This is a genomic window from Mycobacterium sp. IDUB_21 (genome assembly GCF_055419425.1).
The window spans coordinates 273904-285532 of record NZ_JBVAXQ010000003.1; the positions used below are offsets into that span (position 1 = coordinate 273904).

Sequence of the window (11629 nt, forward strand, 5' to 3'; positions counted from 1 at the left end):
CCCGGTGGTCAGAGTCGCTGCGCGGCGAATTGCGCCGCCTGGCCGACCATGCCGTTCACCGGGTACATACCGTGGGCGATGTTCGGCGGCCCGCCGGGCGCGCCATTGCAGATGGTGTCGTCGGGGGCGCACAGTTCGATGGTCTTGGGCGCATACAGCGGCCCGATCGTGACCGGCGGCGCCCCGTAGCCGCGGAGGAAGTCTTGCGACGGCAGGCCGAGGAGGGCCACCGCCGCAACGTGGTTGGCCACCTCCGGCGGCATCGGCTGAGGCACATAACCCAGGAACTCTGCGGGCACCTCCGTGGGCACCGACGGTGAGGTCACGAACCCGGTGACGACCGCGCCCTGGGAGAAGCCGCCGAGCACCATCTTGGTGTTGGGACAGTTCGCGGCGGTCGCCTCGATGTGGTTGGCCTCGTCGCGGATTCCGTCGACCACGGTGCGGGCGAAATCGACGCCCGAGCCGAAATCACCGCTGGCGGCGTAGTCGACCGGATACACCTCGACCGACCTGCCGCCGGCGTCGGCGCGCAGCGCGTCGACGAACGCTTGTCCGACGCCGCCGACGCCGGGTGGCTCACCGGTGCCGCGGGCGAACACCACCTCGACGTCCGGGCACGGCTGGGCCGATCCCGGCGCAGCGGGGAACAGCAGTGTCGCCCCGAAGGTCAACAACACCGCACCAAGGCAGCGTGCGGCAGCGCGCACTTGCTGGGTACGGCTCAACGCGATGGTGTCCATCTCTGCCCCCGCTGGATTCGGTCGTGGTGATCCTTGCCGAGGCGAGTACCCACGTTCGGCCCGCGGGAAGCAACGAATAATCCGGGCGGGTGCGGCGGCGCTATTGCCGCATTTGCAGCACGACCTTGCCGGCCGCGGTGCGGTTCTCCAGTGCCGCCAACGCATCAGCGGCCTGCTCCAGGCCGAACAGGTCCGGTTGCGGCGCGGCCACCGCCCCGGAGGCCAACAGCTGCTCCAAGGTGGCCCACTGCCGCTGCAACTCGCCCGGATGCGACATCACCCACGCCCCCCAGCCGACCCCGACGACGTCGATGTTGTTGAGCAGCAGCCGGTTCACCTTCACGGTGGGAATGTCACCGCCGGTGAACCCCACCACCAGCAGCCGCCCGCCGGGCGCCAGCGAGCGCAGCGAGTCGGTGAAGCGGTCGCCTCCGACCGGGTCGAGGACCAGGTCCACGCCACGCCCGCCGGTCAGCTCGGACACCGCGTCCCGGAACCCGTCGGCCAGGACCACATCGGTGGCGCCGGCGGCCCGAGCCACCTCGGCTTTGGCGGGGGTGGAGACCACGGCGATCACCCGCGACGCCCCCAACGGACCGGCCAGCCGCAGTGTCGAGGTGCCGATGCCCCCGGCGGCGCCGTGCACCAGCACCGTGGCGCCCGCCGACAACTTGCCCCGTTCGGTCAGTGCGAACAGCACGGTGAGGTCGTTGAACAGCAGCCCGGCCCCGGCCTCGAACGACACCGTGTCGGGCAACTTGAACACCTGGGCGGCGGGCAGCGCGATCACCTGCGCCATCGCGCCGTTGAGCATGGTCAGTGCCGCCACCCGATCGCCGGCGCGGACATGGGTGCCAGGCGGGGCGCTGCGCACCACGCCGGCGGCCTCCCCACCCGGTACGAATGGCAGTTCCGGTTTGTGCTGGTAGAGCCCGCGGGACTGCAGCACATCGGGAAATGCCACCCCGGCGGCGTGGACGTCGATGACGACGGCGTCAGCGGCACCATCGCCGGCCGGCTCGTCGAGATCGACTACCCGGGCAGCTGCCGGTCCGTCGAGCTGGGATATCTGTACCGCGCGCATGGGCGACCCCTTCGTCAGTAGTGGCTAACCGAAAACCTAAACCACGGCCGCGTAGACTCGCGGTGCGGCAGCGTAGCCGCATCTCCGATGAGGTGGCAATGAGTTCTCAGAGTTCTCAACGGTCCAGTCGGCGGGGACGTGTCGTCCAGGCATTCCCGGCGGCGTTGCCGGCCGGGCGCACCGTGGTGGTCCAGGCCGCCGACGGAACCCGCCTGCACGCCGAGGTCTTCGGCCCAGCCGACGGCTACCCGATCGTGCTGGCGCACGGGATCACCTGCGCCATCGGAGTCTGGCGGCATCAAATCGCCGACCTGACCAGCGATTACCGGGTGATCGCCTACGACCACCGCGGCCACGGGCGCAGCGGGGTGCCCAAGCGCGGCGGCTACAGCCTGACCCACCTGGCCTCCGATCTCGACTCGGTGCTGGAAGCCACCCTGGAGCCGGGGGAGCGCGCCGTGATCGCCGGGCACTCGATGGGCGGCATCGCCATCAGCGCCTGGTCGGATCGCTACCGGCACCGGGTCGAGCAGCGCGCCGACGCGGTCGCGCTGATCAACACCACCACCGGCAACCTGCTTGGCGAGGTCGACCTGTTCCGGGTGCCGCCGCCGCTGCAGCGGGCCCGAGTGCAGGCAGCGCGTCGTGGGTTGCTGACATTCGGCACGGTCCCGATCGTCGGGCCGGCGAATGTGGCGGTTCGGCGTTTTGTGCACATGCTCGCCGTCGGTGGTGAGGCCGATCCGGCTGTCACATCGCTGATCTGTGACTTGTTCGCCAATACCCCGGCGTCCGGCCGTGGTCACTGGGTGCGGGCTCTCGTCGACGCGCTCGGTCCGTCGTCGCATATCCGCCTCGACGGCCTCTCAGTGCCGACCCTGGTCATCGGCAGCACCCGCGACCGGCTGCTGCCGATCGGTGCGTCGCGGCGGATCGCCTCGGCCGCACCGAATCTGGCCAAGTTCGTCGAAATGAGCGGGGGACACTGCTCGATCCTCGAACACCCCGAGGCGGTGAACCGCGAGCTGCGTGACCTCGTGGAACTGGCCACCGGATCCGTCGACGGCCTGGCGGCCGATCGCGAAATCATCTCGTAGCGATTAACTCGGCTTAAGGCGCCATGGTGACCCAGTCGGGGAATCCCGTCGGGTCGTGCCGGCCCAGCACACCGTGCTCGTAGAGTCCCCAGCCCTCGACCGGGGCGGCGTCACCGTCGCGGCACACTGCACGCCCGACATGGTCGATCATCCCGAAACTGGTGCGCCCCAATATGCCCGGATCGGTCATGTCGTAGGTCACCCGCTCGGTGAACTTCTCGCCCTTCCACTCGCCGTGCAGCCAGTCGGTGTCGCCGCCGTAGCCGCCTCCGACGTGAATCGGCACCGGCAGTTTGGATTCCACCTCGAAGACCACCGGGGTGCCGTCGGGCCGGGTTGCTTCGATGGTGGCGCCGGTGGCGATACGGGTGCCGGAGCGGTAGCGGGTGGCCACCCGCGGCCAGCCCAGCTGCTCGATGCGGCCGTCGCGCCAGATCCGGGTGCAGTCGTTGAGCGAGCGGAACCCGTCGGGCTCCTCCTGGATGATCATCACCACCGCGAATTCATCGAAGGCCATCGGCACATACAGCCACCACATGCCGTCGAACGGCGGATCGGCGGGCCGGCCGGCCGGTTCGCGTTCGCCCACCGGGCGGATACCCCAGGAACGGTCGCGCGATCCGATCCAGACCGACGGGTCGACGGCGATCTCCTCCCCGTCGATCACGATCTGCCCACTCCAGGAACCCAGTTGGGCGAAACGCTGGGCGTCCAGGGTCACCCGGTTGCCCGACCGCAGAATGTGCCGCTGCTCCTGCACCGGGTCGTACAGTCCCTGCCAGCGCAGATCGAGCGCGATGCCCTCGGTCTCGTCCATGACCACCCGCAGCGAGCGCAGCGGATCGGTGACCTCGATGCGGTACGCGCCGACGCGCTGGTTGAGCCGGTCCTGGTCGATGGCATCGGAGAGGTGCACCGCGGTCTGGGTCTCGCCGCGGCGCGCAACCAGTACGAACGCGTCCTTGACGCCGAGGTTGGGGTAGTAGCCGCAGCCGGTGACCAAGAAGATGTCGCCGGTGCGGTCATGGGCGTTCAGATAGCACCGATCGTAGAAGTTGCGGTCCGAGGAGCCGGGCCAGGCAATCGGTTGCGGCAGTTGGTGAACCGGGTATTCGTCGAGTGGTCCCAGCATCAGTTCTGTTCTCCGATCAGCTTTTTCAGTAATCCGGCATGGTAGAACAGGGACTCGGGGTTGTCGGGCTTCTCCATCTCCCCGAAGTGCACCCGGCGAGCCCCGGTCCGCATGAACACGATCGCCCACATCACGCCCGCATAGACGTAGAACCAGTGCAACTCACCGAGTTCAACACCGGTGAGCCGCTGATAGGTGGCCCGCACATCGTCTTCGCGCAGCACCTGCGGCAGCCCCGGCAACCCGGCCAACCCCGCGAGTTCCTCGAACACCAGGTGAGCGAAGATCGTCCACGACACATCCAGCTCGCGCGGACCCAGGGCCACCATCTCCCAGTCCAGCACGGCTACCGGACGGAAGCCGCGGTAGAGCACGTTGCCGACCCGGGAGTCACCCCAGCACAGCACCGTCTCGCCGGCGGCCGCACCCGCCGGCCAGTTCGCCTCCAGCCAGGCGAAGGTGCGATCCAGCAGCGGCGAGCGCCCGATGTCGGGCACCGCGAACTCGTACCAATCCCGGACGTGGTCGAAGTGCCGTCGCAGCGCAGTGTCGCCGCCGGACCCGTCGTCGCCCTCGGCGAGGAAGTCGAAGCGCTGCGCGGCATCGGGGATCGCGTGCAGCTTGGCCAGCACCTCGATGGTGGAGTCCTGCAGATTGCGTTGCTGTTCGGCGGTCGCGTCGGAGAACCAGTTGCTGCCGAAGGTGTAGGGCATGACGTCGGGGGGGACCTCGCCGTCGACGCGGTCCATCAAAAAGAAGGGCCGGCCCAGCACCTCGCCGGTCGGTTCGATCCAGCGGACCTTGGGCACCGGGATGTCGGTGAGTTCACCGACCCGCCGCATCACCTCGAACTGGTGGTCCAGTCGGTAGGCCACGAACACCGGGACGTCTTCGTCGGTGGGGGCCACCCGCATCACCCAACGCTGTTCGACGGGGGCTCCATCGGAGATCCAGCGGCCCGTGAGCATGATGGTCTCCGACGACATGCCGTTGGTGTCGACCCCGCTTTCCACGGTGATCTCCGGCGCGGCCCCGTCGGGCAACTGCGTCCCGAGCCAGCGAGACATTACCGTGGGCAGGGTGGTGACATCGCGGCTGGAGCGTTGGATCCGGCCGACATCTTTTTCCACAGTCGGTTGGTCGACCACGGTATCGTCCTCCGTCAGACTAATTACGATACGACAGGTAGCGTTATGAAAGCAGAACCTTCATCGGTTGACAAGGGGCCGGGCGCCGGGCGACCCCGCGATCCTCGTATCGACGCTGCCATACTGCGGGCGGCCGCGGAACTGGTTGTCGAAGTCGGGTATTCGAATCTGAGCCTGGCGGCTGTCGCGGAGCGGGCCGGGACCACCAAGACCGCGCTGTATCGCCGGTGGCCCAGCAAGGCCGAACTGGTGCACGAGGCCGTGCTGTCCGTGCCGCCGAGTGCGGTGACCGCACCGCCGGGCGACGTGGCCGGCGACCTGCGGGCGATGATGGCCGGCGCGCGTGAGGCGTTGACCAGTCCGGTGGTGCGGGCCGCACTGCCCGGCCTGATCGCGGACATGGCGACCAACGCCGAGTTGACTGCCCGGGCCCTGGAACGATTCCAGGGTCTGTTCGACGTGATGCGGGGCTGGGTGGCCGCGTCGGTGGCCCGGGGTGACGCGCGAGCAGATGTGGACCCCGACCGGTTGGTTGAACTGATCGGCGGCGCAACGTTGTTGGGCATGTTCCTGCGCCCCGATGATGATCTCGGCGGTGATTGGGTGGAACGGACCGCCGCCATCATCGCTCACGGCGTGATGGCCTAGCCGGATGCCCGAATTCACCCGACCCCTGCCCTTCCCGGCCGACTGGGCATCGCTGCTGGTGCTGGTCCCACACCCGGACGATCCCGAATACGGCACCGCCGCCGCAGTCGCCAAATGGACCGCTACCGGCAAAACCGTCCGCTATGCCTTGGCCAGCAGTGGGGAAGCGGGCATCGCCGGCATGGCAGCGGAGCAGGCCGGGCCGCTGCGCGAGGACGAGCAACGGCGGGCGGCGGCCATCGTGGGGGTGTCTCACGTCGACTTCTGGGGCTTCCCGGACAGCAACATCCGCAACACGCCGGAGTTGCGTGCCAAGATCGCCTCGGTGATCGGCGAGGCGCGACCCGACGTGGTGGTGGCCATCTACGGCGGTGCGGAATTCGGGCCGGGCATGCCCAACCAGAGCGACCACATCGAGTTCGCGGCCGCGGTCACCGACGCCTGGGACAGCCTGACCGACCCGCCGCGCTGGCTGTTCCAGAACGGCCCCGGGGCCACCCACATCGAGACCGTGGACGGCTACCTCGACGCCGCGGTCGACTCACTGGCCGAACACGAGGTCTACCTGTCGGTGCTCGATCCCGACACCGCGGTGCGTGAGCAAGCCCGCGGCGTGGTCGAGATGACGACGTCGGGCCACACCGACGGTCCGGCATCCGGCTTCATCCTGCAGCGGAGCACGCTGGGATGAGCGGACCCACGCCCCGGCTGCGGATCGGCGTGCTCGGTGCCGCGCGGATCACTCCGGTGTCGCTGCTCAAACCCGCTGCCGACAACCCCGCGGTGGTGGTGAGCGCAGTCGCAGCACGCGACATCGGTCGCGCGCGCGCCTTCGCCGCCAAGCACGGCATCGACCGGGTCCACGACAGCTACGACGCGCTGGTCGCCGACCCCGAGGTCGACGCCGTCTACAACCCACTGCCCAACAACCTGCACGGGCGATGGACGCGGGCGGCGCTGGCCGCCGGCAAGCATGTGCTCTGCGAGAAGCCGTTCACCGCCAACGCCGACGAGGCCCGCGAGATCGCCGAGGTGGCCGCGCACACCGACCGGGTGGTGATGGAGGCGTTCCACTACCGCTACCACCCGATGACGTTGCGCATCGAGGAGATCATCGCCTCGGGGGAGTTGGGAACGCTGCGGCGGGTGGAGGCCGCGCTGAGCTTCCCGCTGCCCCGGTTCTCCGACATTCGTTACGACATCTCGCTGGCCGGCGGGGCGTTGATGGACGCCGGCTGTTACGCGGTGCACATGGCCCGCACCTTCGGCTGTGCGACACCGGAAGTCATTTCCGCGCAGGCGAAACTGCGCGACCCGCAGATCGACCGCGCCATGACCGCGCAGTTGCGGTTCCCGGCCGGGCACACCGGGGCGGTTCGCTGCTCACTGTGGTCGTCGAACCTGTTGCAGGTCAGCGCCCGGGTGGTCGGCGATCGCGGTGAGCTACGCGCGCTCAATCCGCTGATGCCGCAGTACTTCCACCGGCTGCGGGTGCACTCGCAGCGGGGCAAGCGCGTCGAGCGTTTCACCCACCGGGCCTCCTACGCCTACCAGCTCGACGCGTTCGCCGACGCCGTGCTGCGTGGCGCGCCGGTGCTGACCACGCCGCAGGATGCGATCGAGAACATGAGCGTCATCGACGCGATCTACCAGGCCGCCGGGCTTGCGGTGCGCCAGCCGAGTTGAGCGCAGACCGTCGGCGGCTCATGCTGTTTCAGGCGCCGTGGCCCGCTTCGATATCGTCGACGTCGGAAAAGGCGAGCAGCTCCTCGGTGCGCTGGGGCGCGTACCCGGCGATGGGTTCCAGCAGGTAGCCCAGATGGTCGCCGAGCTCGATACGACTCAGCGTCTTGCCGACGAACCATGCTGGGGCGTCGTCGAGGATCGGCATTCCCGCTGGGCCGCTGTGCCAGGAGCAGTGCTCGAATTTGTCGATGTCGTCGCCGGTCTGGCCGCCGAAAAGCCGGGCGAGTTCAATGTCGCGGCGCGACAGGACATGGACGGCCAGATGCCCGGACTGGGCCGCCACCCCGAAGGTGTGGTTGCGTTTGGACACCCCGACCAGAAACTTCGGCGGCTCCAAGCTTGTTTGAGTGGCGAACCCGACCAGACAGCCCGAGGCATGGCCGTCGGCCGCGGTCGTCACCACGAACATGGTGTAGTCCAGCATCGCGACCAGGCGCTGAAATGATTCGTCGTCCACCTGTCCATGATGTACCCGCGCACGAGGGCGATGCCCCAACTGATTGCCGCGTGGCTAGAGCCGATCCCAGTTCGGGGGCCGTTTCTCCCGATGTGCGAGGGCGGCTTCGGTGGGATTGTTGGTGAACCCGCTCAGCACCTGGGTGCGGTTCTCGATCTCCTTGGCGTGCCGCAGGCTGGGTGCGTCCAGGGCGGCGTTGAGGCCGATCTTGGTCTGCCAGACCCCGTAGGCGTTGTTCCGCGCGATCGAGTGCGCCATGGCGGTCGCCGCGGCCATGAGTTCGTCCGGCGCGACGACCTGGTGCACCAGTTTGATGCGGTAGGCCTCGTCGGCATCGATGATGCGCCCGGTCAGCATGAGTTCACGGGCGACACCGGCGCCGACGGTCTTGGGCAGCAGATAACTGGTGCCCATATCCATCGAAGAGAACCCGGCGGTGATGAACACCGACCCGAACCGGGAATCCTCGGAACCGATGCGGATGTCGCAGTGCAGCGCGAACGCCAAGCCGCCGCCGACAGCGACGCCGTTGACCGCGGCGATCACCGGGATCGGTAGCTCGTAGAGCCGGGTGAGCTGGTCGGCGAGCCGAACCTGCGCGTCGTAGGTGATCTTGAAGGCCGGACTGTTGCTCGGTGGGGTCCACGGCTCACCCGTACCACTGAGGTCGGCGCCGGCGCAGAAGCCCCGCCCGGCGCCGGTCAGGATCGCCACCCGGAACCTACCGCTGCTGAGTTCGTCGAGGGCTGCGTCCATCCCGTCGATCAGTGTCCCGTCGATGGCGTTCAACCGTTCGGGCCGGTTCAAGGTGACGCAGGCGATGTGATCCTCAAGGGCTGTGAGTGTCACCGCAGTCATGGATTCACCCTAGTGCTCACGTGCCCTGGAACTCATGCGATCTGAAGACCAGCGGACCGGGGTCAAGGAGTGCGAAAGCTGTTACCGTGACTGCCGTGTTGGCAGGCCGGCCGCATCACCGCGAATCCTCACCGGGGGCGTCGACCGCTCCGGAAGGGAGTGTGATCCGATGACACCACTACAGGGGCGCGCCGCGATCGTCACCGGTGCCAGCCGGGGCCTGGGGCGAGAGATTGCCAAGGCGTTGGCGGCCCAAGGCGCAGCGGTGGCGGTCGTCGCACGCACCGATCAGACCTGGGATGAACGGCTTCCCGGCACCATCGGGTCGGTCGTGGCCGAGATCGAGGCCGCCGGCGGTCGCGCCGTTCCGATTCGCGCCGACCTTCTTGACCCCGATGACGTGACGCGTCTGGTGTCGCAGGCACGCGATGCGTTGGGGCCCATCACGGTCCTGGTGAACAACGCGGCGTTCACCGCTCCCGGACGGCCGCCCACGTCGAAGTCCGCCAGCAGGCCGGCAGCCAAACCCGCCGTGCGACCACCCACAACCGGTGCGACAAAGGCCAATTGGCCGGGCGTACTGGGCATACCGCTGCCGGCGTACCGCCGCCACTTCGAGATCGCGGTGTTCGCCGCTTACGACCTGATCCAGTTGGTGTGCCCGGACATGATCGCGGCGGGCCGGGGATCGGTCGTCAACATCACCTCTGTCGCCGCACGACGACCCGGCAACGGTCCCTATGCGGACCGCAGCGGCGGTGTGCTGCCGGGCTACGGCGGGTCCAAGGCGGCTCTGGAGCACTTGACGCAGTGCGCGGCCTACGAACTGCAGGATCACAACATCGCCGTCAACGCGCTCTCGCCGTCCAAACCCATTCCGACGCCCGGTCTTTCCTATTACGTGAGCGAGTTCGACGAGGTGGCCTCGGCCGAGGAGTTCGCGCAGGCGGCGGTCCAGTTGGTGCAGGTCGATCCTGACGTGGTGACCGGGCGCGTGATCGGGCACCAAGAGGTACTCGACGGCAGCTTCCGCCCGTGGGAAGGCGATGGCGGCGCGATCTGATCGCCGCGCGCCCAGACCGTCGAAACCGGGATCGGCCGGTCAGAGCGCGAATACCGTGGCCGCGTCCACCAGGTCCAGCAACGGCTGCGGAAATACCCCGAGCACGATGGTGACCACGGCGCACAGCGCGATCGCCGCTTTGCTCCACACGCTGGGAAGCACCAGGATCGGCGGCTCGTCGGGGGAGTCGGTGAAGAACATCAGCACGATCACCCGAACGTAGAAGTAGGCGGCGACACCACTGGTGATCACACCGATGACCACCAGTGGGACGGCACCGCCCTCGGCGGCCGCCTTGAACACGGCGAACTTGCTGACGAACCCACTGGTCAGCGGAATGCCCGCGAACGCCAGCAGGAACATCGAAAACAACAGACCCACAACGGGATAACGCTGCCCCAGGCCGGCCCACCGGGACATATCGAGCTCCTCTTCGCCGCCGGAGCCGCGAATCAGGTTCACCACCGCGAACGCGCCCACCGTGGAAAAGCTGTAGGTGACCAGATAGAACAGCGTCGAGGAGACACCCGCGGGAATCGCAGACAGCACGCCGGTCAGCACGAAACCGACATGAGCGATCGAGGAGTACGCCAGCATCCGCTTGACGTCGGTCTGGGTGATCGCGGCGATGGTGGCGACCGCCATGGTCAACACCGAGATCAGCCACAACAACGGACGCCACTGATCGTGCAGCGCCGGCAGGGCGACATAGATGATCCGCAGCATCGCCCCGAACGCGGCGACCTTGGTGGCGGCCGCCATGAATCCGGTGATCGGTGTCGGCGCGCCGACGTAGACATCGGGGACCCAGGAATGGAACGGCACGGCGCCGACCTTGAAGAACAGCCCCACCAACAACAGCCCGGCGCCGATCAGCGCAAGTGGATCACCGCTGTGGGAGAACAACTGCTCGCCGATGTCGGGCAGCGTCAGCGTTGCGGTGGCGCCGTAGATCAAGGCGGCGCCGAACAGGAACAGCGCCGACGAGAACGCACCCAGCAGAAAGTATTTCAGCGCCGCTTCCTGCGACAGCAGGCGACGGTAGCGGGCCAGCCCGCAGAGCAGATACAGCGGCAGCGACAGCACTTCGAGTGCCACGAACATGGTGACCAGGTCGTTGGCGGCGGTGAACACCATCATGCCGCCGATCGCCAACACGATCAGCGGGAACACCTCGGTCTGGGTCACCCCGGAGCGTGCCGCCTCGAGCTCGATGGCGCCGCCCGGGACCGCCGAAGCCTGCGGAGTGAAGGAGTCCAGGCCTGCTTTCCCGCGGGCGGCGGAGGACACCGCCGGCGCGGGCGCGGCGCCCGGCCCCTCGGGAAGAGTGGCGCCGACATTGCGTTCGGCGGTGAAGATGACGGCCATGATCCCGACCAGCAGCACGGTGCCCTGCAGCACCAGTGCCGGCCGGTCGACGGCCACCGCGCCCAGCACCGCGATCCGACCGCCGTCCGGAACCTCGCGTCCCACCGCGACGACGGCGACGAACGCGGCGGCCAGCCCGCCGACGGAGAGCAGGACCTGTGTCAGGTAGCGCGCTCGCCGCGCCACGAACGCCTCGAAGAGCACGCCGGTGACCGCGGTGCCGAAGACGATCAGCAGCGGCAATATGAGGTCGTATTCGATATGGGGTGTTGGCATGCCCGACAT

The 11629-nt window shown here is 68.2% G+C and carries 12 protein-coding genes; 5 read left to right on the forward strand and 7 right to left on the reverse strand.

Features of this window, described 5'->3' with window-relative positions; genetic code table 11:
• Positions 1 to 8: 8 nt before the first annotated feature.
• Positions 9 to 743, reverse strand: coding sequence for a cutinase family protein (locus tag ACZYY4_RS06590; RefSeq protein ID WP_463808807.1), 735 nt, complete (start codon positions 741 to 743; stop codon positions 9 to 11).
• Between the two features lie 100 nt (positions 744 to 843).
• Positions 844 to 1827 (reverse strand): NADPH:quinone oxidoreductase family protein, encoded by a 984-nt coding sequence (locus ACZYY4_RS06595; RefSeq protein WP_463808808.1) that lies wholly within the window; start codon positions 1825 to 1827, stop codon positions 844 to 846.
• 98 nt (positions 1828 to 1925) lie between these two features.
• Between ACZYY4_RS06595 and ACZYY4_RS06600 the strand changes: the two genes are divergently transcribed.
• The gene (locus ACZYY4_RS06600; protein WP_463808809.1) at positions 1926 to 2924 is read left to right on the forward strand and encodes an alpha/beta fold hydrolase; all 999 of its coding nucleotides are present in this window, start codon (positions 1926 to 1928) and stop codon (positions 2922 to 2924) included.
• A gap of 13 nt (positions 2925 to 2937) precedes the next feature.
• On the opposite strand, the gene ACZYY4_RS06605 is transcribed toward ACZYY4_RS06600, so the two are convergent.
• A complete protein-coding gene (locus ACZYY4_RS06605; RefSeq protein WP_463808811.1) occupies positions 2938 to 4056 on the reverse strand; it encodes an Rv3169 family protein in 1119 nt (372 codons plus the stop codon).
• Positions 4056 to 5204, reverse strand: a complete 1149-nt coding sequence (locus ACZYY4_RS06610; RefSeq protein WP_463808813.1) for a phosphotransferase family protein — start codon at positions 5202 to 5204, stop codon at positions 4056 to 4058. The genes ACZYY4_RS06605 and ACZYY4_RS06610 overlap by 1 nt, the downstream gene beginning before the upstream one ends.
• Positions 5205 to 5249: 45 nt before the next feature.
• Here ACZYY4_RS06610 and ACZYY4_RS06615 point away from each other — a divergent pair, with 45 nt between their 5' ends.
• From ACZYY4_RS06615 to ACZYY4_RS06625, 3 genes are read left to right on the forward strand one after another with little or no spacing between them, the layout of a single operon-like run.
• Positions 5250 to 5852, forward strand: coding sequence for a TetR/AcrR family transcriptional regulator (locus ACZYY4_RS06615; protein WP_463808815.1), 603 nt, complete (start codon positions 5250 to 5252; stop codon positions 5850 to 5852).
• A 4-nt stretch (positions 5853 to 5856) separates the two neighbouring features.
• Positions 5857 to 6543 (forward strand): PIG-L deacetylase family protein, encoded by a 687-nt coding sequence (locus tag ACZYY4_RS06620; RefSeq protein ID WP_463808816.1) that lies wholly within the window; start codon positions 5857 to 5859, stop codon positions 6541 to 6543.
• On the forward strand, positions 6540 to 7538 hold the full coding sequence (locus ACZYY4_RS06625; protein WP_463808818.1) for a Gfo/Idh/MocA family protein: 999 nt from the start codon (positions 6540 to 6542) through the stop codon (positions 7536 to 7538). The genes ACZYY4_RS06620 and ACZYY4_RS06625 overlap by 4 nt, the downstream gene beginning before the upstream one ends.
• A 28-nt stretch (positions 7539 to 7566) precedes the next feature.
• Here ACZYY4_RS06625 and ACZYY4_RS06630 read toward each other — a convergent pair whose 3' ends face one another.
• The gene (locus ACZYY4_RS06630) at positions 7567 to 8055 is read right to left on the reverse strand and encodes a flavin reductase family protein (protein WP_463808819.1); all 489 of its coding nucleotides are present in this window, start codon (positions 8053 to 8055) and stop codon (positions 7567 to 7569) included.
• A gap of 54 nt (positions 8056 to 8109) precedes the next feature.
• On the reverse strand, positions 8110 to 8913 hold the full coding sequence (locus tag ACZYY4_RS06635) for an enoyl-CoA hydratase/isomerase family protein (RefSeq protein WP_463808821.1): 804 nt from the start codon (positions 8911 to 8913) through the stop codon (positions 8110 to 8112).
• A gap of 169 nt (positions 8914 to 9082) precedes the next feature.
• Here ACZYY4_RS06635 and ACZYY4_RS06640 point away from each other — a divergent pair, with 169 nt between their 5' ends.
• Positions 9083 to 9976: an SDR family NAD(P)-dependent oxidoreductase gene (locus tag ACZYY4_RS06640; RefSeq protein WP_463808822.1), complete on the forward strand. Its 894-nt coding sequence runs from the start codon at positions 9083 to 9085 to the stop codon at positions 9974 to 9976.
• A 39-nt stretch (positions 9977 to 10015) separates the two neighbouring features.
• On the opposite strand, the gene nuoN is transcribed toward ACZYY4_RS06640, so the two are convergent.
• Complete coding sequence (nuoN, locus tag ACZYY4_RS06645) at positions 10016 to 11629, reverse strand: NADH-quinone oxidoreductase subunit NuoN (protein ID WP_463808823.1); 1614 nt, start codon at positions 11627 to 11629, stop codon at positions 10016 to 10018.

Bases quoted from the DNA above. Each gene is read 5' to 3' on its own strand.
- ACZYY4_RS06590 (WP_463808807.1), bottom strand. From the start codon at position 743: ATGGACACCATCGCGTTGAGCCGTACCCAGCAAGTGCGCGCTGCCGCA.
- ACZYY4_RS06595 (WP_463808808.1), bottom strand. From the start codon at position 1,827: ATGCGCGCGGTACAGATATCCCAGCTCGACGGACCGGCAGCTGCCCGG.
- ACZYY4_RS06600 (WP_463808809.1), top strand. From the start codon at position 1,926: ATGAGTTCTCAGAGTTCTCAACGGTCCAGTCGGCGGGGACGTGTCGTC.
- ACZYY4_RS06605 (WP_463808811.1), bottom strand. From the start codon at position 4,056: ATGCTGGGACCACTCGACGAATACCCGGTTCACCAACTGCCGCAACCG.
- ACZYY4_RS06615 (WP_463808815.1), top strand. From the start codon at position 5,250: ATGAAAGCAGAACCTTCATCGGTTGACAAGGGGCCGGGCGCCGGGCGA.
- ACZYY4_RS06620 (WP_463808816.1), top strand. From the start codon at position 5,857: ATGCCCGAATTCACCCGACCCCTGCCCTTCCCGGCCGACTGGGCATCG.
- ACZYY4_RS06625 (WP_463808818.1), top strand. From the start codon at position 6,540: ATGAGCGGACCCACGCCCCGGCTGCGGATCGGCGTGCTCGGTGCCGCG.
- ACZYY4_RS06635 (WP_463808821.1), bottom strand. From the start codon at position 8,913: ATGACTGCGGTGACACTCACAGCCCTTGAGGATCACATCGCCTGCGTC.
- ACZYY4_RS06640 (WP_463808822.1), top strand. From the start codon at position 9,083: ATGACACCACTACAGGGGCGCGCCGCGATCGTCACCGGTGCCAGCCGG.
- nuoN (WP_463808823.1), bottom strand. From the start codon at position 11,629: ATGTCGGGCATGCCAACACCCCATATCGAATACGACCTCATATTGCCG.